Source organism: Streptomyces sp. NBC_01537 (genome assembly GCF_045040445.1).
Taxonomy (GTDB): Bacteria; Actinomycetota; Actinomycetes; order Streptomycetales; family Streptomycetaceae; genus Actinacidiphila.
On record NZ_CP109392.1, the window covers coordinates 6037904 to 6063097 of the forward strand.

The 25194-nt window shown below is 68.6% G+C and carries 16 protein-coding genes, 2 pseudogenes and 1 riboswitch; of the genes and pseudogenes, 17 read left to right on the forward strand and 1 reads right to left on the reverse strand.

The genetic code is table 11. From position 1 onward, the window contains the following. The first annotated feature begins 7 nt into the window (after positions 1-7). Positions 8-1399 (forward strand): polysialyltransferase family glycosyltransferase, encoded by a 1392-nt coding sequence (locus OG607_RS27890; RefSeq protein WP_405737096.1) that lies wholly within the window; start codon positions 8-10, stop codon positions 1397-1399. Positions 1400-1408: 9 nt separating this feature from the next. On the opposite strand, the gene OG607_RS27895 is transcribed toward OG607_RS27890, so the two are convergent. Continuing rightward, a complete protein-coding gene (locus OG607_RS27895) occupies positions 1409-1738 on the reverse strand; it encodes a hypothetical protein (protein ID WP_405729111.1) in 330 nt (109 codons plus the stop codon). A gap of 473 nt (positions 1739-2211) precedes the next feature. On the opposite strand from OG607_RS27895, the gene OG607_RS27900 reads away from it, so the two are divergent. The 16 genes and pseudogenes from OG607_RS27900 to OG607_RS27975 all read left to right on the forward strand — a co-directional run bounded on the left by OG607_RS27900 (position 2212) and on the right by OG607_RS27975 (position 25180). Beyond that, complete coding sequence (locus OG607_RS27900) at positions 2212-2790, forward strand: BMP family ABC transporter substrate-binding protein (RefSeq protein WP_405729114.1); 579 nt, start codon at positions 2212-2214, stop codon at positions 2788-2790. A 196-nt stretch (positions 2791-2986) separates the two neighbouring features. Continuing rightward, positions 2987-13642 (forward strand): LamG-like jellyroll fold domain-containing protein, encoded by a 10656-nt coding sequence (locus OG607_RS27905; RefSeq protein WP_405729117.1) that lies wholly within the window; start codon positions 2987-2989, stop codon positions 13640-13642. Beyond that, positions 13635-14522 (forward strand): hypothetical protein, encoded by an 888-nt coding sequence (locus tag OG607_RS27910; protein ID WP_405729120.1) that lies wholly within the window; start codon positions 13635-13637, stop codon positions 14520-14522. Before OG607_RS27905 ends, OG607_RS27910 begins: the two co-directional genes overlap by 8 nt. A gap of 56 nt (positions 14523-14578) precedes the next feature. Further along, positions 14579-15370 carry a hypothetical protein gene (locus tag OG607_RS27915; RefSeq protein WP_405729123.1) on the forward strand — a complete coding sequence of 264 codons (792 nt, stop codon included), beginning with the start codon at positions 14579-14581 and terminating at the stop codon, positions 15368-15370. Between the two features lie 25 nt (positions 15371-15395). Then, a complete protein-coding gene (locus OG607_RS27920; RefSeq protein WP_405729126.1) occupies positions 15396-15857 on the forward strand; it encodes a hypothetical protein in 462 nt (153 codons plus the stop codon). Positions 15858-16059: 202 nt separating this feature from the next. Continuing rightward, positions 16060-16722 (forward strand): annotated as a pseudogene (locus OG607_RS27925) (HNH endonuclease family protein); the annotation flags it as partial. After that, the gene (locus OG607_RS27930; protein ID WP_405737099.1) at positions 16723-16902 is read left to right on the forward strand and encodes an excalibur calcium-binding domain-containing protein; all 180 of its coding nucleotides are present in this window, start codon (positions 16723-16725) and stop codon (positions 16900-16902) included. It abuts the pseudogene before it with no gap. A gap of 140 nt (positions 16903-17042) precedes the next feature. Then, on the forward strand, positions 17043-17669 hold the full coding sequence (locus tag OG607_RS27935) for a SurA N-terminal domain-containing protein (protein WP_405729129.1): 627 nt from the start codon (positions 17043-17045) through the stop codon (positions 17667-17669). A 45-nt stretch (positions 17670-17714) separates the two neighbouring features. Beyond that, positions 17715-18698, forward strand: coding sequence for a nucleoside triphosphate pyrophosphohydrolase (locus tag OG607_RS27940; protein WP_405729132.1), 984 nt, complete (start codon positions 17715-17717; stop codon positions 18696-18698). 98 nt (positions 18699-18796) lie between these two features. After that, the gene (locus OG607_RS27945) at positions 18797-19168 is read left to right on the forward strand and encodes a DUF6479 family protein (RefSeq protein ID WP_405729135.1); all 372 of its coding nucleotides are present in this window, start codon (positions 18797-18799) and stop codon (positions 19166-19168) included. A 28-nt stretch (positions 19169-19196) separates the two neighbouring features. Beyond that, positions 19197-19907 carry an endonuclease V gene (locus tag OG607_RS27950; RefSeq protein ID WP_405729138.1) on the forward strand — a complete coding sequence of 237 codons (711 nt, stop codon included), beginning with the start codon at positions 19197-19199 and terminating at the stop codon, positions 19905-19907. A 9-nt stretch (positions 19908-19916) separates the two neighbouring features. Continuing rightward, positions 19917-21182: a cytochrome P450 gene (locus OG607_RS27955; RefSeq protein WP_405729141.1), complete on the forward strand. Its 1266-nt coding sequence runs from the start codon at positions 19917-19919 to the stop codon at positions 21180-21182. Positions 21183-21418: 236 nt separating this feature from the next. Further along, positions 21419-22249: a transglycosylase family protein gene (locus OG607_RS27960; protein WP_405729144.1), complete on the forward strand. Its 831-nt coding sequence runs from the start codon at positions 21419-21421 to the stop codon at positions 22247-22249. Positions 22250-22480: 231 nt separating this feature from the next. Continuing rightward, positions 22481-22642: riboswitch (cyclic di-AMP (ydaO/yuaA leader) on the forward strand. Between the two features lie 3 nt (positions 22643-22645). Continuing rightward, positions 22646-22996 (forward strand): annotated as a pseudogene (locus tag OG607_RS27965) (transglycosylase family protein); the annotation flags it as partial. A 122-nt stretch (positions 22997-23118) separates the two neighbouring features. Continuing rightward, on the forward strand, positions 23119-24399 hold the full coding sequence (gene eno / locus OG607_RS27970; RefSeq protein WP_405729147.1) for a phosphopyruvate hydratase: 1281 nt from the start codon (positions 23119-23121) through the stop codon (positions 24397-24399). 253 nt (positions 24400-24652) lie between these two features. After that, positions 24653-25180, forward strand: coding sequence for a septum formation initiator family protein (locus OG607_RS27975; protein WP_405729150.1), 528 nt, complete (start codon positions 24653-24655; stop codon positions 25178-25180). Positions 25181-25194 lie beyond the last annotated feature (14 nt).

Here is a 25194-nt window from a genome sequence, read left to right on the forward strand (position 1 = left end):
CGACAGCGTGTACGAGAAGCAGGCGCAGCACGGGAATCCTGGAATACCCGAGCTGGAGAAGGCCCAGATATTCGAGGTCTCCACGCTCTACGGGGCCGCGACACTGGCCGCCGCGCTGGACGCCGGGCAGTTCGGGCCCGCCGCCGGAGTCCGCCGGATCCTGCTGGTCTCCAGCAATGCCGAGGTGCCCGAGGCAGCCATCCAGCTCAAGGAGATGCACGGCTACGACCGGATAGCCGCCCGCTTCGACGAGGTCATCTCCTGGAACGAGGTCATCCACCCCAACCACCCCGCCGAATGGGCCCCGGAGGAGACCGAGACCCCGGTGTGGCAGCGGCTGTTCCGCCAGGCCTGGGGAATAGGGAACGTCCCCGTCGAGCTGGCCGTGGAGTCCATCCAGGTCAACCCGGCACGGGCGCTGGTGACGATCTTCGCCGAGAGCGCGATCCATGTGTACGCCGACGGGCTGATGAGCTACGGCCCCACCCGCGAACGACTGCCCCGCCCCATCGGCGCGCGCGTCCAGCGGGTCCTGCACCTCGACCTCGTCCCGGGCCTGCGCCCGCTGCTGCTCGCCGAGACCGGCGCCCGGCCCGAGCTCGTCCCCGACGACGCCTTCACGGCGGTGCTGAAGGAGATCTCGGAGGACGCGGCCGACACCGTCCGCACCTACCTGCCGCCCGGTGAGCAGGACCTGCCCACCGCCGTACTCCTCGGCCAGTACCTCGCCGCCCTGCGCATCATCACCGCGCAGGAGGAGGAAGACCTCCACGTGCGCATGCTGCGCGGCGCCGTCGCCGCCGGGCACCGCTCCATCGTCTTCAAGCCGCACCCCACCGCGCCCGCCAGCTACTCCAGGGCACTGGACGAGGCCGCCGAGGCGGCGGGCGTCCGCCTGACCGTCATCGACGGCCCGCTGCTGGCCGAGACCCTGTACGAGATCTGCCGCCCCCGCCTCGTCGTCGGCTGCTTCTCCACGGCGATGCTCACCGCGTCCGCGTACTACGGGATCTCCATCGCCCGCACCGGCACCCGGCTGGTCCTGGACCGGCTGACGCCGTACCAGAACAGCAACCGCATCCCCCTGACCATCGTCGACTTCCTGGTCCCGGACCTCGACGCGGGCGCCGACGCGGGCACGGCGACCGTGGACGACCTGGTGCCCCTGGTACGGGCCGTGGGCTTCTGCATGCAGCCGAAGATGCACCGCGACCTGCGCGAGGAGGCCGAGCACTGGCTGCAGGCCAACTTCGGAGAGCGGACGCAGCACTACTTCCGGCGCCGCCGGCTCACCTCACTCGCCCTCCCCGGCGGCGACGCCCTGCGCACGGCCGACCGGCTGCGCGCCAACCCCACCGTGCGCAGGGTGGTGCGGGCGGCCAGGCGCCGGCTGCGCTGAAGCCGTGAGTCAGTTGTTGAGGTTGTTGAGGCAGAGGACGAACTTCTCCGCGTCCCACTGCTGGGCGAGGGCGGCGTCGGAGTCGGTGCAGGCGTCCGTGTCGAAGGTGTTGTCGACAACTTTGACGACCTTGTAGTTGGCGTCCTTGTCGGTGCAGTCCTTGACCGAGACGTCGGGGTCATTGTCGCTGCCCGTCACCTGGACGCAGTCGCCGGCCTCCGCGTGCGTCGGGGAGTTGAAGGCGTAGGAGATGCCGAGCTTCACGGCTATCGCGAGAATGACCACGGCCACGATGCGGAGGACCTTGTTGAACTTCCCCTTGGCCTTGGGCGGAGCCACGGGAGGGCCCACGGGAAGACCCGCCGGAGGACCGACCGGAGGGCCCGCGGGCGGCGGGACCTGCGAGGACTCGGGAGCAGGGGACGGCGGAGTGGTCATGGGGGGCCTCTGGATCGGGGTGTGAACAACCGCGCCAGACGGGACGGTGAGCCGCTGCGACACCCGAGTGGGGGAGCGGTTCGGCGAATGCTATGAGAAGGATAAGAGAATCGTAAAGTCACTCTGCGTATTCCATGCGCCCACCGCGATCACCCTGCTCGGGGGCCAAAGCGGCAAATGCGGGCAGTTGCTCTCGGCCGGAAGGATTTCCGGGTGCCTTATCTCACTGCCGGGGGCGGATGTGAACGGCCTGTGAGCGGGGGAGATACGGTACGGGCCAATCCGTCCCTGCTGGTACGCACCTCGTGGAGCACGCCGTGACGCCCGTCAAGCCCGTCAAGCCCGTAAAGGCCGGGAAGCCTTCGAGGAAGCCCGTGAAGTCCCCGCCCCCGAGCCTTCGCCGGATAACGGCGGGGTTCCGGGTGCTGGCCGGGCGGGCTCGCGAGCACCGGCGGTGGGTGATCGCGGCGGGTGCGGTGGCGGGCGCGGTGGTCGTGGCGTCGGTCGCGGTGGAGGTCTGGCCGCAGGACGAGCCGAAGCTGCCGCCGACGCGGGCGCGGGCGTACAAGGACTTCGACGCGTGCATGCTGACGGGGGCCGACGGCATCAAGGCCGGGTCGGCGGCGGTGCCGGTCTGGAAGGGGATGCAGGACGCGTCGCAGAAGACCGGGATGCGGGCCACGTATCTGGAGGTCACCGGTGAGCAGAGCGAGGGGAATGCGCTGCCGTTCCTGAACAGCCTGCTGCAGCAGCAGTGCGATGTGGTGCTCGCGGTCGGAGCGCCGCAGGTCGCCGCCGTCGAGAGCGTGGCGAAGAAGTATCCGAAGGTGCCGTTCGTCGTGGTGGACGGCAAGGCGGTCGCGGCCAACGTCACCAACGCCCTCTCGGGCGACGGGCTGACGGAGAAGGTCGCGGGGGTTGCTGAGGGGGCGTTCGAGGCTGCCGGGAAGTAGAGGTTTTGGGGGCGATCTGTGCGGTTTCCGTGTAACGAGGGGATAACTTCTTTGCCCTCTCTGTGGTGATCCTTTGAACTTACGATGCACTGTGGCTTGTTGACATAAGCCCTGCGTAAGTAAAGGCATCCTTTTGCGTTCTCGACGGCGTCGCATACGGGCTGTTGCCCTGACGGTTCTGGTCTCCTTCGCGTTGATGCTGACGACGGAGACCGCCGAGGCGGAAGGGGCCACCCTTCCGGCGCTGTCGATGCCGAAGGTGTCCGGTTTGTGGGAGTGGATGAACTCCTCCCCGCTGGACCTGCCCGAGCAGGAGGGCGGCACGGCCGCCGGGAAGAGCCATTCCGCTTCCACCGATGCCACCAGCGCCAAGGGCGGCAAGGGCCACAAGCCGGGCAAGGCCAAGGGCGAACTGGACGCGTTCGGGCGCGAGACGGAGTCCGTGACACCGGAGAACACCGGTCCGGCCGCCGCGGGCAACGCGAAGAGCTTCAACGCCAAGACCAGCAAGCGCAACGCAAAGAAGTCGACGGCGACCACGGACTTCTATGTCAACGCGGATGGTTCGACGACGGTGCGGCATCATTCCGCGCGGTCGAACTTCAAGGCGGCGGACGGTACCTGGACGCCGATCGACACCGATGTTCAGGAGAGCGCGGACGGCCGGCTGGAGGAGCAGGCCAACTCCCTGGGTGTGGACTTCGCAGGCCGTGCCGACGACGACGCGCTGGCGGGCATCGACTTCGGCTCCGGCCGCACCCTGTCCTACGGTCTGACCGGCGCGGGCAAGGTCGAGGCGCAGGTCGACGCCGATTCCAATGTCACGTACGCGGGTGTGCTGGCCGACACCGATCTGGTGCTGTCCCCGCTGGCGGAGGGCTTCAAGGAACGTATCGTCCTGAACTCGCCGCAGGCGGCGAGCTCGTGGGTCTTCCCGCTGGACCTGAAGGGCCTGACCCCGGGCATCACCGGTGACGGCGATGTGGAGTTCAAGGACGCGGCGGGCAAGGTGGTCGCCACCGTGCCGCACGGGTTCATGGAGGACTCCAAGGTCGACCCGGTCTCCGGTGAGCGGACCATGTCGCGCGCGGTGTCGTACCAGCTGGTCACGGTGGACGGCGGGCCCGCGCTGCGGATGACCGCCGACGCGGACTGGCTGCAGGACCCCGACCGGGTCTACCCGGTCGTCGTCGACCCCACCTTCACCGCCACCAACAGCACCTACGTGCACTCCGGGAACACCGTCGACCACTCCTCCGAGGACGTCATCAAGGTCGGCTCGTACGACTCGGGGACCAACAAGGCCAGGTCCTTCCTCCAGTTCTCCTCCCTCGCCACGACGCTGGCCGGCCAGCGGGTCACCGCGGCCAAGCTCAACGTCTACGCGACCTGGTCCTCGACCTGCACCGCCGAGCCTTTCTCGGTGTACCCGGTGACCGAGTCCTGGACGCCGTCGACCACCACCACCTACCCGGGGCCGGACATCGGCTCGTCCATCGGCTCGGTGACCGCCGCCCCCGGCGCCTCCTGCACCAACACCGACGGCGACCGCAGCGTCGGCGTGAAGATGACCGTGCCGCTGACCACCACCTGGTTCGACGGCGTGGCCACCGGATCCGCCAACTACGGCCTCGCACTGGCCGCACCCACCACCGACGCCCTGCACTGGAAGCAGTTCCTCTCCGACAACGCCGCCAGCTCGCTGCGCCCCTACCTGGACCTGACCTACACCGCGAACACCGTGCCGCAGGTCAACGCCCAGTACCCGCCGGAGAACTACCAGCTCAACACCCTGCGCCCGGAGCTGATCGCCTACGCCTCCGACGCCGACAGCTGGCCCTCGGCCCTGACCTACGAGTTCGCCATCGACGACCCGGAGATCGAGGACGACACCCACGTCGCCTCCTCCGGCGTGCTGACCACCGGCAGCTGGAAGGTGCCCGCGGGCAAACTCGTCTGGGGCAAGACCTACACCTGGTACGTGAGCGTCTACGACGGCTACAGCGGTGACTACTACCAGGGCAGCCGCTTCTCCACCGCCGTACCGCAGCCACCGGTCACCTCTGGGCTGGCGCAGAACACCGACGGCCATGACTTCGACCCCAGTGACGGCAACTACACCACCGACGACACCGACGCGGATGTCCCGGTCGTCGGGCCGTCGCTGAGCATCGAGCGGGCGTACAACAGCCTGGACCCGCGGATCGACAACGCCTTCGGCGCGGGCTGGTCGTCGGTCGTGGACATGAAGGCGGCCGAGGTCAAGGACGCCTCCGGCACGGTCACCAGCGTGGAGATCACCTATCCGGGCGGTGAGCAGGTCGCGTTCGGCCGCAACAGCGACGGCACCTTCGTGCCCCCGCTGGGCCGCTATGCCCGGCTGGCGGCGGTCACCACCACGCCCGTCGGCTACGCGCTGACCGACAAGGACTTCACGGTCTACACGTTCACCGCGCCCACCGCGAAGACCGGTGTGTACGCGATCGCGTCCATCAAGGACTACGCGGGCCGCGAAGAATCGTTCACCTACAACACCTCCAAGCAGCTGACGACAGTCACCTCGCTCACCGCCAACCGCAAGCTGGGCCTGACCTGGGCGACCCCGTCCGGCGCCACCACACCGCACGTCGACACCGTCTTCACCGACCCGTCGACCGCCGGCACCCCCAGCACCGCCGAGACCTGGAAGTACACCTACACCGGGGACGAGCTCAGCACGGTCTGCCCGCCCGCGGACTGGTCGAAGTGCACGGTCTACGGCTACGCCAACGGCAACCACTACCGCACCACGATGCTGGACGCGGACCCGTTCGCGTACTGGCGCCTGGGTGAGGCGTCGGGCGCGACGGTGGCGGCGGACAGCATCGTGGAGAACCAGGGTGCGTACAACGGCCTGTTCCACAATGTGACGCTGGGTGCGACCGGTCCGCTGGCGGGCAGTACGCAGAAGGCGGCGACGTTCAACGGGACGACGTCGTATGTGGAGATGGCCAGTGCGCCGGGTGCGACTCCGTCGTTCGCGACGGTGTCGCTGTGGTTCAAGACCACGCAGGCCGGCGGGGTGCTGTTCTACTACGGTGACCAGCCGCTGAGTGCGTCGGATCCGGTGGCGTCGACGAAGTACAACACCCCGGCGGTGTACGTCGGCACCGACGGCAAGCTGCACGGCTGCTTCGCCACGGGTGCCTGTGACACGGTGACGTCCTCGGCGGCCGTGGTCAACGACGGTGTGTGGCACCAGGCGGTGCTGACCGGTGCGGGCAACACGCAGACGCTGTATCTGGACGGTGCGGCGCAGGGCAGCAAGTCCGGTGAGATCAAGGACTGGAACACCCCGTACATCACGCTGGGCGCGGGTGTGAACACCCACGGCTGGCCGTACATGTCGACCACCGACACCCTGGGTCACTTCTCCGGTCAGATGTCGGAGGTGGCGCTGTACTCCGAGCAGCTGTCGGCGCCGGTGATCGCGGGCCAGTACACGGCGGCCAAGCGGTCGGCGGGGCTGCTGAACAAGGTGACCATGCCCTCGGGCAAGGTCGAGAGCTCGGTGGTGTACGGCACGACCGATGACCTGGTGACCCAGGCCACCGACGGTGACGGCGGTACCTGGAAGCTGAACCCGGCCACGGTGACCGGTTCCTCGCAGGTGTACCGCTCGGCCGTGATGGGTTCGGCGCCGTCGGGTTACTGGCGTCTGGACGACACCTCGGGTGCGGCCCAGGCCGCGAACGAGGTCCACTCCGGCTTCGGTACGTACAGCAATGTCACCCAGGGCGTGACCGGTCCCTTCGGCACCGGCGACGCCACAGCGGCCGGCTTCAACGGCACCACCTCCTACGCGGAGATCCCTTACGCCGCCCTGCACTCCAGCTCCGACCGCAGCGTCGAACTGTGGTTCAAGACGGCCAGCCCCGGCGTCATCCTGGCCGACCAGTCCGTGACCATCGCCGGAGCCACCGCCGCCTCCGGCACCTGGACCCCGGTCATGTACGTCGGCTCCGACGGCAAGCTGCGCGGCCACTTCTGGAGCGTCTCGGGCAGCGGCAGCACCGACTTCGGCTCCACGAAGCTCGTCAACGACAACGCCTGGCACCACGCTGTCCTGTCCGTCAGCGGCTCCACCCAGACCATGTACCTCGACGGCACCAAGGCGGCCACCTTCTCCGGCGCGGCCAAGGACCAGTCCAACTCCCACACCTACCTCGGCGCGGGCTTCGCGAAGGTCTGGTACAACAACCCGGGCGACGTCAGCCACTTCAACGGCTCCATCGCCGACGTGGCCGTCTTCTCCTCGGCGCTGAGCGAGGACGAGGTCGACGCGCACTGGAAGGCGTACAAGGCGTCCTCCGGTGTGGCGCCGGTCAAGACGGTGAAGCTGACGGACCCGAAGGACAAGACCCTCACCTACGCCTATGACGCGGAGATGGGTGACCGTCTCCTGGCGGCGACCGACACCAACGGCAAGCGGACCACGTACGGCTACGACACCTCGGGCTTCCTGCACACGGTCACCGACGCCAACGGCGACCGGTCGGTCACCGGCCATGACATCCGCGGCAACACGGTCTCCTCGACGACCTGCCAGAACACCGCCGCGAACCTGTGCGCGACCGAGTACTACACGTACTACCCGGACGCGACCACGGCCTTCCCGACCATGGACCCGCGCAACGACCTGCTGCTGACCGAGCGCGACGGCCGTTCGGCCAGTGCCACCGACAACACGTACCTGACCAGCTACGCCTATGACACGGCCGGCAACCTGACCTCGGTCACGACCCCGCCGGTGCCCGGTTTCCCCGCCGGCCGTACCGCCTCGACGACGTACACCACCGCTACGACGGCGGCGTACGACACCGGCTATGCCCCGGCCGGCCTGGTCGCCGATGTGACGACGCCGGGCGGTCGGAAGACCACCTACAAGTACTTCGCCAACGGCGATCTGGCGGCGGTCACCGACGCCAACGGCGCCAAGGTGACGTACACGTACGACAACATCGGCCGGCAGCTCACCAGCACCGAGATCTCCGATGCGGCGCCGAGCGGCCTGACGACGACCTACACGTACGACAAGAACGACCAGGTCCTGACCGAGACCAGCCCGAAGGTCCTCAACCGGGTCACGAATGCGGAGCACACAGCCCGCTCCAGCACGGTCTACGACGCCGACGGGAGCGTCCTGTCGCAGACGGTGTCGGACATGACCGGCGGCGACGCGTCGCGCACGACCTCGATGACGTACGACGCGTACGGCCGGGTGGAGACCCGCACCGACCCGGGCGGCGACACCACCAACTTCGCGTACGACGTGTACGGCAACAAGGTCAGCGAGACCGACCCGGCCGGGAACGTCAACACCTACACCTTCGACGGCGAGGGGCGCCCCCTCACCACGAACCTGCTGAACTACACCGGCGACCCCAACAGCCCGTCGGCGGCGAGGACGTTGGTCCAGGAGTCGCGGGCCTACGACCCGGCGGGCCGGCTGGCCTCGCTCACCGACGCGATGGGCTGGGTCACCGCCTACACCTACACCGATGACGGTCTGGTCGCCTCTGTGGTCCGCAAGGACCCGCTCACCGGCAAGTCCTTCACCGAGCAGGCCAACACCTACGACGCGGCCGGCAACCTGACCAAGCAGGTCACCAACGACGGCAACACCACCAGCACCTTCGTGGTGGACGCCGCCGACCGCACCACCTCCTCGACCGAGGACCCGGCGGGTCTGGCCCGTACCACCAAGGTCAGCTACGACCCCGACGACAACGTCGTCTCGGAAACCGACTCCGACCCGACAGGTGCGACCAGCACCACGGACACGCTCTACGACGCACTGGGCAACGTCACCGCCACCACCGAGCACGACGGCACCACCGCCCCGGTCGGCCGCTGGAAGCTCTCCGAGACCAGCGGCACCGCCGCCGCCGACTCCTCCGGCGGCACCCGCAACGCCACCCTCGGCACCGGCGTCACCCGCTCCACCGAGCACAGCGGCAGCGCCGTCTTCGACGGCACCGCCAACGCCTCCGGCGCTACCACCGGCCCGGTGGTCAACACCAACGGCAGCTTCTCCGTCGGCACCTGGGTCCGCCTCGACGACACCACCGCCAACCACACCTTCCTGGCCCAGGACGGCGCCTACGGCAGCGGATTCCAGCTCTACTACTCCACCGCCTACGGCTGGACCTTCAACCGCCTGACCACCGACGACTCCACCCTCGCCATCGTCCGCGCCGCCTCCGGCACCTCCGCCGTCACAGCCGCCACCTGGACCCACCTCCTCGGCGTCTACGACGCGGCTGCGGGTCAGATCAAGCTCTACGTCAACGGCTCGCTCGTGGCCACCACCGCCTTCACCAGCTCCTGGGAGGCCACCGGCGCGCTGCAGATCGGCCGCCGCAAGGCCGGCGGCACCTACGGCGAGTACCACAAGGGCGCCCTGGCCGATATCCAGGTCTACGGCGAGGCTCTGACCGCCACCCAGGCGGCGGCCGTCAAGGGCGGCACGCTCCCGGCGTCGGGCAGTTCGGTACGTACGACCACCTGGAAGCTCGACCAGCGCGGTCTGCCGACGTCGACCACCGACGCCAACGGCAACACCACCGACTACGGCTACGACGAGGCCGGTCAGCAGACCGTCGTCAGCGAGCCGACGGTGAACGCCGAGGCAAACGGCGGGACGGCTGCGGCGACGCGGCCGGTGTCGTACACCGGTTACAACACCTTCGGTGAGGACACCGAGACCAAGGACGCGCTCGGCAACATCGTCACCACCGCGTACGACGCGGAGGGCCAGGAGTCCTCCACGACGCTGCCGAACTACACCCCGCCCGGCTCCAGTACCCCGATCACCGCCACGATCTACAACGAGTACAACAAGCTCGGCCAGGTCAGCGCCGAGGTCGACGCGCTCGGCAACCGCACCGCCTACGCCTACACCCAGCTCGGCGACATCGCGACGGTCACTGAACCGGGCAATGTGCTGACCAAGTACTCCTTCGACGCCAATGGCGATCAGCTGTCTGTGACGGACTCCAAGGGAGCCCGTTCCGAGAGCACCTTCGATTACCTGGGCCGTGAGGTCACCAGTACCGACATCGTGCGCCAGCCCACCCAGAAGGCCTACACCAACTACAACTATTACGACGCGCCCGGCGGTGAGCTGTCCAAGACGGTGAGCGCCACCGGCGTCACCACGTCCTACGCCTACAGCGCGCTGGGCGAGGTCACCCAGGTCACCGACCCAGCAGGCAAGAACTCCTACTACACATACGACATGGACGGCCGACTCCTCACGGCGAAGGGCCCGGACGGCACCAGCACCCGCAACACCTACAACGGCTACGGCGAACTCACCGACACCAGTGAGCTGGACGCCCTCGGCAACGTGCTGCGTACCAGTAGCTCAAGCTACGACCGTGTGGGCAACCCGGTCACCGTCACGGACGCCAACCGGCACACCACCACCTTGACGCTGGATGCGACGGGTCTGGTGACCAAGGTGGTCCAGCCGGTCTCGGCGACGGAGTCGATCACCACGACCTTCGGCTACGACGCGGCCGGCAACCGGACCCGCTTCACCGACGGCCGCACCAACGCCTTTGTCACCACCTACAACTCCTGGGGCCTGCCGGAGTCCCTGATCGAGCCGTCCACCACCGCCCACCCAGCCGCCGCCGACCGGACCTTCACCACTGTCTACGACAAGGCCGGCCGCGTCGCCGAGCAGCGCTCGCCCGGCGGGGTGGTGGTCACCAACGAGTACGACACCCGAGGCCGCCTGACCAAGCAGACCGGCACCGGCGCCGAAGCCACCACGGTCAGCCACACCTACGGCTACGACGACGCGGACCGGGTCACCACGGTCGCCGGCAACGGCACCACCGACGACACCTTCGAATACGACGACCGCGGCCAGCTGCTGTCTGCCTCGGGCGCGTCGGGTACGTCGTCGTTCGCTTACGACGGCGACGGCCAGGTCACCTCCCGTACCGACGCCTCCGGCACCTCCACGTACGGCTATGACTCCGCGGGGCGGCTGTCCACGGTCAATGACGGTGCCACCGGCTCTGCGATGACCTACAGCTACGACGACAACTCCAACGTCACCGGTGTCGACTACGGGTCGGGCAAGGCCAAACGCGCCTTCGTCTACGACTCCCTCCAGCGCGTCACGTCGGACAAGCTGACGTCGGCGGGTGGTAAGACGCTGTCCTCGGTCGCGTACACCTACGACGCCAACGACAACGAGAAGACCAAGACCACCACCGGGCTGGCGGGGTCGGGCACCAACACGTACACCTACGACTGGGCCAACCGGCTGATGTCGTGGAACAACGGCACCACCACCGAGGCCTACGGCTACGACGGCTCCGGCAACCGCACCCGCGTCGGGGGCGACACCTACACCTACGACGCGCGCAACCGCCTGACCTCCGACGGCCACAACACCTACACCTACACCGCCCGCGGCACGATGAGCTCACTCACCGACGAGAGCGGCGTCCTCACCTCCCTCAAGGCCGATGCCTTCAACCGCGTCATCAACGAAGGTGCCCGTACCTACACCTACGACGGCCTGGACCGGGTCCTGACCGCCGCCGACGGTGTCGCGGCCCCCACCTTCACCTTCACCTACAGCGGCGCCGGCAACGACCTGGCCTCCGACGGCGGCACCACCTACAGCCGCAATGCCGACGGCTCCCTGCTGGGTATCAAGGCAGGCACCCAGTCGGTGCTGGCCCTGACCGACCTGCACGACGACGTCATCGCCCAGTTCACCGCCTCCGCCGAAGCCCTCACCGGCTCCACCACCTACACCCCCTTCGGAAAGACCGTGCAGTCCACCGGGGCGCTGGGGCACCTGGGCTACCAGTCCGGCTGGACCGACCCGGAGACCAGCAAGGTCAACATGGCCGCCCGCTGGTACAGCCCGGCCACCGGCCAGTTCAACAGCCGCGACACCGTCGGCCTCGACCCCGTCGGCACCTCGGTCTCGGCCAACCGCTACGCCTATGGCGACGACAACCCGATGACCGCCACTGACCCGACCGGCCACTGGCCCAGCTTCATCGACAAGGCAGTCAACAAGGTCAAGAAGAAGGTCAAGAAGACCGTCAAGTCGGCGTATCACAAGGTCCGGCGGACGGTGAAGAAGGCGGCCAAGGCGGTCAAGAAGGCCGCCAAGAAGATCAAGAAGGCCGTCAAGCACGCGGTCCAGCGCGCCCACCGCACCGTCCGCAGAGCGGTCCACCATGTCGTGGACAGCGTCAAACGCGTCAAGCGGTACGTCAAACGCACCTACAAACGCGTCAAGCACTACGCCCACAAGGTCGCCAAACACGTCAAACGGGCCGTCAAGACCGCCGCCAAGGCCGTCAAACACGCCGCCCACCAAATCAAGAAAGCCGCGAAAAAGGTCGGCAGAGCCGCCAAGAAGGCGGTCAAGGCCTCAGCCAACTTCGTCAAACAGCACGCGGCCACCATCGCCTCCGTCGCGGTCGGCGTCGCCGTCTTCGCCGGCTGCACCGCCGCCAGCTTCGGCGCCGGAGTTGTCGCCTGCGGCATGATCGCCGGAGCCGCCGCCAACGCCGTCGGCTACGCCATGAGCGACGGCCCCAAGTCCCTCGGCGGCTTCGCCCTGGCTGTCGGTGTCGGCGCCCTGACCGGTGCCCTCGGCGGAGCTGCCGGCGGCGCCGCCTCCGGAGCCGTCAGCCGCCTGCTCGGCGCCGGCGTGAACGCCGTGGTGCGGGGCGCGGCTCTGGGCGCGGCCGGTGGCGCGGCCGAAGGCGCGGTCGGTTACGGCGTCTCGTGCGTCACCAGCGACGAAGGCTGCAGCGTCAGCGGAGTCGCCAAGGCCACCGCGATCGGCGCCGTAACCGGCGGCGTCTTCGGTGCGGGGGCAAGCAAGCTCGGCGCGGCCCGTGGATGTCACAGCTTCGGCGCCGGTACCGCCGTCGTGCTCGCCAACGGCTCAACGAAGGCCATTAACCAGGTTAAGCCCGGGGATTTCGTCCTGACCGCTGAACCGGGCACGGACCAGAAGGAGAAGCACAAGGTCACCAAGGTCCACGTCACCACACACGACCGTGACTTCGTGACAGTGACCATCGCGACGAAGCAGGGCCCGAAAACCCTCAACACCACAGCTCTCCACCAGATCTACGACTCAACGACCAAGTCCTGGACACGCGCCCGGGACCTCAATGCGGGCGACAGGCTGCAGACTGCGGACGGTTCCACCGCCAAGGTCGTCAACTCCCGTACCTACAGCGACCACAAGATCACTTATGACCTCACGGTCGACGGCCTCCACACCTACTACGTGGTGGCCGGGGACGCCGCTCTTCTCGTCCACAACTGCAACACGGAGCTGCGCGACCGGGCCATTGCGATCAACAAGGCGCTCGACGATGGGACCCCGGCGGGGAAGCGGGCCGCAAAGAACGGAACGGTCGCCATCATCCGGGCCAACCGAGGCACTGCCGACAAGCCGGACTACGTCGATGTCGTCGCAGCGAACGGAGACGGTCTGACGCCGGCGCAGAAGGCGATGCTGAAACAGGATGGCGACACTCCGGAGGTCATAGCCGACAACAATCCGGACCTTCATGCCGAGACCAACGCCATGGAACACATTGACAACAATGGTTGGACTAAGGTGGAAGGCGGAGTCAGCCGGAACGTGTGCCCGTTCTGTGAAAATGCCATCCGAGGCGCAGGCGGCAGCCTGACCGGTTCCAAGCTGTGGAGGCAGAGAGTGGTCTACATGCTTGACGGGGCGGTTCGCCAACGGTATCCCTACGGGCATCGTTCTTACACCTTTGGGAGCGACTGTGGATGTGGCTAAGGTCATCGACTCGCTGAATGAATCGGAGTCCGACCTCGTGGGCCGTCTGGCCACCGCGCGGTTCGCTCGATTGGCACTCCTGGACGTCTCGGAGTGGTGGGTCAGCGCCATGAGCCCCGGTTTTCGTACGGCGCTTGAGGAAGCGAGCCGCTGGGATGCGGCTGCACCGACTGCCCGCGACGTCGCGTCACTGGCGAGCTTCGTGGACGAGTCCCTGGACCTTTTGGACGAAACGCCGACGGGTGAGTTGTACTACCCGTACCAGGCGACGTGCATGTTGGAAACCTGTTGTTGGGGTTTCGGGGAGGGGCGTGGAAGGAAATTCCTCGCCCGTCTCTGGGAGGACTCACAACGGTATATGGGCCATGTCGACTGGCAGCTTGGGAAGAGTCGGATCCTGAGTGAAGAGTCCAACCGGTTTCAGAAGCTGGACGAGAAGCTGTGGCTTCGGCATGCTCGGCTTTCGGGCACGGAGGATGACGAGTACGAGTCTTTCGTAAGGGTTTCCACAGAGGTCGGCGATGAGTGCATCGACGCCCTGCGGTGTGCTCTGTCGGAAGAGGCGACGGCTGATTTTGTGATCATTCTCGATGAATCGGTCAAGGAGAACTTCGACGGGCTCGTAGAGCGTGGGGCCCATGGGGCGCGATTGAAGTTCGGCGATCCCATTTACACGCGGCGTATGAACGATGCCAACCTCGACTTCTTCGACAACCCGGCGTTTCTCTACGTGTGGGGTCTCGATGGGGCAGCCGTGGCAGGTCTTCTCCGGAGTGCCGATACTGAGCGGGTGCTTGTCGATTCGCGCAGGCCGGACGGAATGGTCGTCGACGGTGCGGGATTTATTGCGAACCCGGTCGAGTCGACCCGTTCCTGGTAGTAGTGCGTAATAACACGCCCTGCGGGCGTGATTAAGTCAACGTGGAGTTGAAAAGAATGCGAAGCACCGTCATACGCCGTACCGCCGCAGTCGCGGCCTCGGTCCTGTCCCTTGCCCTCGTCGCGGCCTGCGACAGCTCCGACAGCGGCACCGACGAAGCCAAGGCGAGCAGTTCGGCATCGAGTGCGGCGTCGTCCGCGCCGTCGGAGTCGCCGGCGGCCACGCCGCTGACGGCGGCCGAGCTGAAGAAGGCCTCCCTGACCACGGCGGACATCGACGGGTACTCCGTGAAGACGCCGGGCAAGGGCGACGTCTACAGCCAGGCGACCGTCAAGATCGCCAAGACGGCCTGCGCCCCGGTGGCCTACGCCCTGTCAGGGGCCCCGCTGGGCAAGCCGTCGGTGACCGAGCAGCGTCAGCTGACGAGCAAGTCCAAGGCGTCGTCGGCGTCCGCGTCGGCCGACGAGCTGGAGTCGGCCTACGACGTGTCGGTGTCCCTCGTGACGTTGTCCTCCTACCCGGACCAGGCCGCCGCCGAGGCCGTCCTGAAGTCGGTCACCGACGCCGGCACCGCCTGCGCGGGCGGCTTCACCGCCAAGGCCGACGGGGAGGAGGAGAAGGTCACCAAGCTCGTCACGGACACCGCCCCCAAGGGCGCCGACGAGGCGGTGGCGCTGACCGCCACCGCCGTCCAGGACGACTCCACCGGGCCGATGAAGGTCGTGGTCCTCCGCAAGGGCGCGACGGTCGCCTACTTCACGGCGATCAACGTCGCGTCCTTCATCTCCGGCAAGGACTTCGACTTCCCCACCGAGATCGTGGACGCCCAGCTCGGCAAGCTGAGCTGAACCCGCGCCACCCCGGAGGCGGGCTGTGAGTGACAACTACCTGACGGTGATTCCGACTGATCCGTACTGGCAGCCCGGTCAGGATGCGGCGGATCGTGCTGCGGCGGTGCTGTCCGGGATGCTTCCGGACGACGACGCCCGCCGTGGCATGGACGTCAAGTGGCATGACAGCGTCGAGGTAGTCGTCTGCGGCACCAGCCTGGAGAGGATCTCCTGCCCGCACTGCGGTGCGGAGTGCGCATCAGCCTGGTGGGGGGAGGCCGTCTCGGAGCGCTACAGCGAAGGCTTTGCAACGCGCATGGTCACGGTTCCCTGTTGTGACGCCGAGACGTCGCTCAACGAGCTGGTGTACGACTGGCCGATGGGGTTCGCGCGGTTCAGGATCGAGGTCCTGTATCCGAACCGGGCATGGCTGACCGATGAGGAACTGGCCTCCGTCACGGACGCGCTCGGACATCCCCTCCGACAGATCCTCATCCACGTTTAGCACTGTGACCGCATGCGAACCCATGCGGTCACAGTGCGGACGTGGCCGCTGCGCCGGCGGGCGCGACCGGCGGTCGGCGGGGCGTTGGTGGACCCGGAGACGCCGCACGCAACCCTGTGCCGCCTTATCGGCTGGGAAGCGGGGCCGTAAAGTACCGTTCGTGGCTATATCAAGGGTGGGAACCGCGCTGGCGGTTGTGACGATGACCGGCGTGGCCGGCATCGCGGGATGCACGCCGACGACAACGACGACGGGCACGGACGGCAACGGGGCGAACAAGGGCAGTGCGGGCAGCGCGCTGGCGGCGGTGAACGACCTGACGGTGAAGGGTAGGGCGCCCAAGACCGGGTATTCGCGGGCGCAGTTCGGGAAGTCGTGGGTGGATACGGATCACAATTCGTGTGACACGCGCGACGACATACTGAAGCGGGACATGACCGCCGAGAAGTTCAAGGCGGTCCAGGGCGGCGACTGCGTGGTGACGTCGGGGACGCTGGCGGATCCGTACACCGGGAAGACGATCAAGTTCACGCGCGGGAAGAGCACGGTGGACATAGACCATGTGGTCGCGCTGTCGGACGCCTGGCAGAAGGGCGCGGCGAAGTGGACGAAGGACAAGCGGGAGCAGCTCGCGAACGACCCGCTGAATCTCCTCGCCGTGGACTACTCGTCGAACCGGATCAAGGGTGACGCGGACGCGGCGACGTGGCTGCCGTCGAACAAGGGCTTCAGGTGTGCGTACGTGGCCCGGCAGGTGGCGGTGAAGAAGAAGTACGGGGTGTGGGTGACGGCGGCGGAGAAGGCCGCCATGGTGAAGGTGCTGAACACCTGCCCGGCGGAGGCGCTGCCGGATTCCGGCAAGCCGGTGGCCTCGACCGGTGGGGCCGTCGCGGAGACGTCGGCTCCGGCGGCGACGGCGTCGGCGACGCACTACGCGAACTGCGACGCCGTGCGCAAAGCGGGCGCCGCGCCGCTGCACAAGGGTGATCCCGGGTACTCCAGCGCGCTCGACAGGGACGGGGACGGAGTAGCCTGCGCGAGCTGAGGGGCGGAGGCGACGGCCGAGGCGATACCTCACGGCTGCATTCTCGTTTGTACGAGTGCTGGTTTCGCGGCGCGCGAATCAATATCCTCGATCATCGCCAGGTTCGTGCACCGTCGCTCGATCCCTTGCCGGGAGGCAGAATGTTCCGCCGCAGGACTGCGCTCTCCTTCACCGCCGCCGCCGTGCTGGCCGCGACCCCACTGCTGACCTCGTGCGGCACGCCGCATGCCGGGGCGGCGGCGGTGGTCGGCGGGCAGCGGATCACTGTGACGGCGGTGCAGGCGAAGGTCGACGCGGTGCGGGCCGCGCAGGAGAAGTCGCCACAGGCGGCCCAGCTGATCCAGGCGAGCAGCGATCTGCAGCGCAATACGGTGCACAGCCTCGTCCAGGCCAGGGTCGTCGACCAGGCGGCGAAGAACGCCGGGGTGTCGGTGACCCCGCGCGAGGTGCAGCAGGCCAGGGCGGCGGCGGAGAAGCAGGCCGGCGGCAGGGCGAACCTGGAGGCACAGGTGCTGCAGACGTACGCGATGGTGCCGGCGGACATCGACGAGAGCATCCGTACCGACCTGACGATGCAGAAGGTCGCCAAGTACTACGGCGCCGACCTGCAGACGGCGGCCGGGCAGGCCGTCGTGGTCAAGGTGCTCCAGCAGACCTCCGACAAGCTCGGGGTCGACGTCAACCCGCGCTACGGGACCTGGAACACCAAGAAGCTGACCCTCGACGCCGCCACGGACCCGTGGCTGAAGACGGTCACCACCGCGTAGGGCGGCCCGGTCAGGGCTGTCACAGGGGCGAGGTACTTTCGTCGGGTGGACGCGAACCCGACGAATGACGCCCCCGTGGCCCCCGGGCGGCTGTTGCTGCTCACCACCACCCACCGGGTGGCCCCCGGCCTGCTCTCCTGGCAGGCCTGGGAGGCCCTGCGCGGCGCGGACGCCGTCATCTGCCCCGACGGCCGGCACCCGCAGCTTCCCTATCTGCGGGAAGCCGGTGTCGTGGTCGAGCAGGCCTCGCCGAGCGGCCGCGAGCTGGTCGAGCGCACGGCCGGCGGCCGCACCGTGGTCTACCTGGCGGGCGGCGAGGGCGACCCGGCCGTCACCGACGAGCTGGCCCGCCTCGGCGGCTCCGGGCGCGTCGCGATGCCGGACCTGGAGCTGCTGCCGGGGTCGTACGACCTGCCGGGGGCGCGGCTGCTCGACCTGGTGCAGGTCATGGACCGGATCCGGGTGGAGTGCCCGTGGAGCAGCCGGCAGACGAGCGAGGAGCTGGCCAAGTACGGGGTCGAGGAGGTCTACGAACTCGTCGAGGCGATCGAGGAGGGCGACCGCGACGCGCTGCGGGAAGAGCTCGGCGATGTGCTGCTTCAAGTGATCTTCCACGCCCGGATCGCGGAGGATGACGAGGAGGCGCCCTTCTCCATCGACGACGTCGCGGGCGGCATCGTCGGCAAGCTCATCCACCGGCATCCCCATGTCTTCGGCGACGCGGTCGCCGAGACGCCCGAGGATGTCCAGGCGCACTGGCAGCGTACGAAGGCGATAGAGAAGCGGCGGGACTCCGTCACTGAGGGGATCCCCCTCGGCCAGCCCGCGCTCGCGCTCGCCGCGAAGCTCGCCGGGCGAGCCCGGGCTGCGGGCCTCGACGTCCCGGTTCCGTCCGCCGATGACGTGGGCGAGCGGCTGCTCGCCCTCGCGGTCGCGGCCGAGGCCGCCGGCCTGGATCCGGAGTCCGCGCTCCGGGAAGCGGCCCGCCGCTACCGGGACGCGATCCGCGAGGCGGAAGCCTCCGGCTGACCCAGGGGGCTCCGCCCCCTGGACCCCCGAACGCCCTGCGGGCAGCCGGCCGCCCGCAAGGGATGTTGCTGGGGCCCGCACGGGGGTACAAATAGGGCATGAGTGCACTGGAGCAGGTTCACCTGGCCATACCGCACGATTACATCGTCGGCATCGTGCCACTGGTGGTGGGATTTTTCCTGGTCGGGATACTGGTCGGCGCCGTGGCCGTGGGCTTCTGGGCCCGGGACAAGGAGCTGCCGCCGGAGCAGAAGCCGCAGCTCCGGGCAGGGGCGTGGCACAAGCGCGAAGAGCTGGGGAAGGAAACGACGCCGGATCACGGACCGGGGCATCAGGACGGGGAGCGGCACGGGCTCACCGAGGCCCGGGAGGTGGACGAGTGGGAGCCGACGCCGGACGGGTCGCGACGGCTGCCGCATTCCATGAAGGGCTTCGGCAACTGGGGCTCGCACTCGGCGCGCCCGTCGTAGCCCTTAGGCGCTGGCCTAGCCTTGCCCCATGCGTATAGAGGTACCCCACGCGTGGCCGGCGGACGAGGCCGAGGCGGTGGCCCTGCAGAACAGGCTGAGAAACGCGGCCGACCATGCCGGTCCGGGACCGCAGCAACCGCGTCTGGTCGCGGGCCTGGACGTGGCCTACCGGGGCGGCAATGGGGCGGTGGGCGACGAGGTCGCGGCGGCCGTGGTGGTGGTGGACGCCGGGACGCTGGCGCCGGTCGAGGAGGCGACAGCCGTCGGGCGGGCGACGTTCCCGTATGTGTCCGGGCTGTTCGCCTTCCGGGAGCTGCCGGTGCTGATCGAGGCCCTGAGGAAGCTCCGTACGACCCCTGACCTGCTGCTCTGCGACGGTCAGGGCCTGGCCCACACCCGCCGCTTCGGACTGGCCTGCCACCTCGGGGTGATCACGGGCATCTCGACGGCAGGGGTGGCCAAGACCCCGTACCCGGCGGCCTACCAGGCCGGACACCTCGGCCGCGCCCGTGGCTCGTACGCGGACCTCAAGGGCGGCAGGGACGGCATGACGACCCTCGGCCGGGCGCTGCGCACACAGGACGGTGTGAAGCCGGTGTACGTATCGACCGGCCATCGGATCAACCTGGACACGGCCTGCCGCCACGTCCTCGCGCTGGCCCCGAAGTACCGGCTGCCGGAGACGACCAGGCTGGCCGACCGCCTGAGTCGTGACGCCCTCGCTCTCGCCCTCGGCTAACGTCATCAGGTGCATGAGAAAGCTGTGACCGCCGCCCCGGAAACCCCGCAGGCCCCGGAACTGTTCACCTGGGAGTTCGCCACCGACCCCTACCCCGCGTACGGGTGGCTGCGCGAGCACTCGCCCGTGCACCGCACCACCCTCCCCAGCGGGGTCGAGGCGTGGCTGGTCACCCGCTACGCGGACGCGAGGCAGGCGCTCGCGGACGCCCGGCTCAGCAAGAACCCGGTTCACCACAGCGAACGCGCCCATGCGAAGGGCAAAGTGGGGATCCCGGGTGAGCGCAGCGCCGACCTCATGACGCATCTGCTGAACATCGACCCGCCGGACCACACGCGGCTGCGCCGACTGGTGTCGAAGGCGTTCACGCCGCGCCGGGTCGCGGAGTTCGCGCCGCGCGTGCAGGAACTGACCGATCGCCTCATCGACGGGTTCGCCAAAACCGGTGAGGCGGATCTCATCCATGAGTTCGCGTTCCCGCTGCCGATCTACGCGATCTGCGATCTGCTCGGCGTCCCGGCGGAGGACCAGGACGACTTCCGGGACTGGGCCGGGATGATGATCCGGCATGGCGGCGGGCCGCGCGGCGGGGTGGCCCGGGCGGTGAAGAAGATGCGGGCGTATCTGCTGGAGCTGATCCACCGCAAGCGGGCGGATCCCGGCGACGACCTGATCTCCGGCCTGATCAAGGCCAGCGACCATGGCGAGCACCTCACCGAGAACGAGGCGGCGGCGATGGCCTTCATCCTGCTGTTCGCCGGATTCGAGACCACCGTCAACCTCATCGGCAACGGCATGTACACGCTGCTCCGGCACCCCGAGCAGCGCGCCGCCCTCCAACTGGCCCTGGCCGAGGGGGACACCGCGCTGCTCGCGACCGCCGTCGAGGAACTGCTGCGCTACGACGGCCCGGTGGAGCTGGCGACCTGGCGCTTCGCGACCGAGCCGCTGACGATCGGCGGCCGGGCGATCGCGACCGGCGACCCGGTCCTGGTCGTCCTGGCCGCCGCCGACCGTGATCCGGCCCGCTTCGAGAGCCCGGACGCCCTGGATCTCACCCGCCGCGACAACCAGCACCTCGGTTACGGACACGGCATCCACTACTGCCTCGGCGCGCCGCTGGCCCGCCTTGAGGCCCAAGCCGCGCTTGCGACGCTACTGACCCGATTGCCCGATTTGGCACTGGCCGTCGAACCGTCCGAGCTGCGCTGGCGGGGCGGTCTGATCATGCGTGGACTGCGAACTCTTCCCGTCGGTTTTGCTCCTGAGCGGTAACCACAGCTTGAGCAGCGGTGATACGGAAACTGACACTGCGTCAATACCGTGATCTCGGCGTGATCTCCGATACATCGACTTGTGATGCCATGGCCAACGCGACTACGTTCGGCCGTCGTCGCAATCTTCGTAACTCCGAGAAAGGCGATCGCATGCTGAAGTCCGGGAACGGCCGTCACCGCAGACCGCGCCAGGCGCCCACCGCAATGGTGGCTGTCGCGGCGACCGGGGCAGGGATGGCACTCCCACTCTTCGCTGCGAGCGGCGCGCAGGCCGCCGATTCCACCGCCACCGACACCGCCAAGGTGAGCACGACGGTCTGGAACGCCGTCGCGCTGTGCGAGAGCGGCGGCATATGGAGCTCCAACACCGGCAACGGCTTCTACGGCGGACTGCAGATCGTCCAGGAGTCCTGGGACAACTACGGCGGCGACGACTACGCGGAGCGCCCGGACCTCGCCAGCCAGAACGAGCAGATAGCCGTCGCCGAGACGATGCTCGACGAGCTCGGTCCGGACGCGTGGCCGACCTGCGCCGACAGCTCCGGCCTGACGGCCGCGCTCGGACTGGATGACGTCACCGACGAGCCGTCGGACACCGCAACCGACACCGGCACCGACACCTCCACCGACGACGCGACCGACGGGACCACGGACTCCACCGCCGACGACACCGCTTCCCCGAGCCCGTCGTCCACCGAGTCCAGCGAGTCCGCATCGCCTTCCACCTCGGCGTCCTCCTCCGCTCCGGCCAGGAGCCAGGGCCGGCACGCCAAGCCGGACGGGACGGAGACCTCCGCTTCGTCCGCCGCAACAGGCGCGACCCAGCAGGTGGCTCAGGCGAGAGCGGCCTGGGGTGAGCTCACCCGCACCACCGTGACGACCAAGTCGGCGACCTCCACCGCGGACGCCAAGCGCTACCGCGTCGAAGCGGGCGACACGCTGTGCGACATCGCCGCCGAGGAGAACGTGGCCGGCGGATGGCGCGCGCTGTACGAGGCCAACAAGGCGGTCATCGGTGACGATCCGAGTGTGATCCGCTCCGGACAGTATCTGACGGTGGGCTAGCCCCTGTGACAAGCCTCTCCCGGGGCTTTGGTTCCACAGTGTCCGTTCAGCACCCTTTCACCCACTCTCACCTGGAATTCTGTGAAATTCCCGGGTGGGAAAAGGTCGTTGAGTGCCGATCTTGGGGGGATTGTCCCGACGGCCCCGGTCTGTTTACGGTCGTCATCGCTCGCCGCCGCGGGCCCCGCCGGTCAGTACGCCGAATCCTGCCGCCGACCGACGGGAACAGTCGACGCGAAAGCGCCGTAGGCAGGAGCGGGGGACCCAAAGGTTCGCCGCCATGCGCATGACGCGCATGGCTAGGGGTTAAGCAGCGCTGCGCATGCGGCGTTGCCGGGCACTCATCCGGCCCGAACCCGACAGCTGACCTCGCAGGCGTCGGTGAGGAACCAAGCAATGCTTCGTCGTGTCTCCAACGCCTCCAAGTCCGTCCGTCTCGCCGTTCTCGGCGCCATCGCCACCACCGCCGTCGCGGTGCCGCTGATGACCGCCACGACCGCCTCGGCCGCCACCACCTCCGCGTGGAACCGGGTCGCGATGTGCGAGTCCACCGGCAACTGGAGCATCAACACGGGCAACGGCTTCTACGGTGGCCTGCAGTTCACCAAGTCCACCTGGGCCGCCTTCGGCGGCACCAAGTACGCCGCCCGCGCCGACCTGGCCACCAAGTCCCAGCAGATAGCGATCGCCGAGAAGGTCCTGGCCGTCCAGGGCAAGGGCGCCTGGCCCGTGTGCGGCAAGAACCTCTGATCCCGATCCCCCGGGTCTCCCGGACCGGGCGCGCTCATCCCTTGAGCGTGCCCGGTCCGCGCTTTTCGCGTCGGTTAGGCTCAGCACGAAAAAGAAGAGACATCCAGAAGGAGACTCACGTGCCGTCCATCGACGTCGTCGTAGCCCGGGAAATCCTCGACTCGCGAGGCAACCCCACCGTCGAGGTCGAGGTCGGCCTCGACGACGGCAGCACCGGTCGTGCCGCCGTTCCGTCCGGCGCCTCCACGGGCGCCTTCGAGGCCCTCGAGCTCCGCGACGGTGACAAGAGCCGTTACCTCGGCAAGGGCGTGGAGAAGGCCGTCCTCGCCGTCATCGAGCAGATCGGCCCGGAGCTGGTCGGCTACGACGCCACCGAGCAGCGCCTCATCGACCAGGCCATGTTCGACCTGGACGCCACCCCCGACAAGTCCTCCCTCGGCGCCAACGCCATCCTCGGCGTCTCGCTGGCCGTGGCCCACGCCGCGTCGGAGGCCTCCGACCTGCCGCTGTTCCGCTACCTCGGTGGTCCGAACGCGCACGTCCTGCCCGTCCCGATGATGAACATCCTCAACGGTGGCTCCCACGCCGACTCCAACGTCGACATCCAGGAGTTCATGATCGCCCCGATCGGCGCGGAGTCCTTCTCCGAGGCCCTGCGCTGGGGCGCCGAGGTCTACCACACCCTCAAGGCGGTCCTGAAGGAGCGCGGCCTGTCCACCGGCCTGGGCGACGAGGGCGGCTTCGCCCCCAACCTCGACTCCAACCGCGCCGCTCTCGACCTCATCGTCGAGGCCATCAAGAAGGCCGGCTACACCCCCGGCCAGGACATCGCGCTCGCGCTCGACGTCGCCGCCTCCGAGTTCTACAAGGACGGCTCCTACGAGTTCGAGGGCAAGGCCCTCTCGGCCGCCGAGCTCACCGCGTACTACGCCGAGCTCGTCGCCGCGTACCCGCTGGTCTCCATCGAGGACCCGCTCTTCGAGGACGACTGGGACGGCTGGAAGACCCTCACCGAGCAGCTCGGCGACAAGGTCCAGATCGTCGGCGACGACCTCTTCGTCACCAACCCCGAGCGGCTGCAGCGCGGCATCGACAGCGGCACGGCCAACGCGCTGCTCGTCAAGGTCAACCAGATCGGCTCCCTGACCGAGACCCTCGACGCCGTCGAGCTCGCCCAGCGCAGCGGCTACAAGTGCATGATGTCCCACCGCTCCGGCGAGACGGAGGACGTCACCATCGCCGACCTGGCCGTCGCCACGAACTGCGGCCAGATCAAGACGGGCGCGCCCGCGCGCAGCGAGCGCGTCGCCAAGTACAACCAGCTCCTGCGCATCGAGGAGATCCTCGACGACGCGGCGGTCTACGCGGGCCGCTCGGCCTTCCCCCGCTTCAAGGGCTGACGCCCAGGCCGCAGCCGCCGGGTTGGGGGTAGGCCGCTCGCCTGAGGCGGAGCGGGCCGGCCCAACCCGGCCACCGGCCGTCGGCCGCCGATGAGGCCTCGGCCACCCACCGCCGGAGTGCGCGCCGTTGCCGTGTGCGGGCCGGTTGGGCCAGCCCGTTCCGCCTCGGAACGGGCCACCCCCAACCGGCCAGCCCGTAAGGTGACCGGAGGCGCAGCCGCCGACCCCAACGCGAACCCCACCGGAGGTGCACGTGCCGGACCGCTTCTCCACCGCGACGCGGATCCGCGCCCTCGGCGCGCAGGCGCAGGCGCGGGTGTACCGGGCGACGGGCCGGGGTCCGGCGGTGGCGCCGCCGCCACCGCGCAGGAACCGGCTGACGGGCCGGGCCGCCGTACTGGCGCTGGTCCTGTGCGCGCTGGTGGTCGCGCTGGCGTACCCGATGCGGCAGTACATCGCACAGCGCTCGCAGATCGCGGACCAGCGCAAGCAGGCGCAGGAGGCGGAGAAGCGGGTGGAGGAGCTGCGCGAGGAGAAGGCGCGGTGGCAGGATCCGGCGTATGTACGGAGCCGGGCGCGGGAGCGCCTGAACTACGTACTGCCGGGCGAGACGGGCTTTACCGTGGTGGGCCCGTCGCAGTCCGCCACGGCCGACGACAGCGCGGACCGGCATGACGCGAACGACACCGCGGCGCTGCGCGCCTGGTACGCGAACCTCTGGGACGGCGTGGACCGCGCCGACGCACAGGCCGTACAGGCCACACAGGCCGACCAACGCTAACGAACGGCACGAGA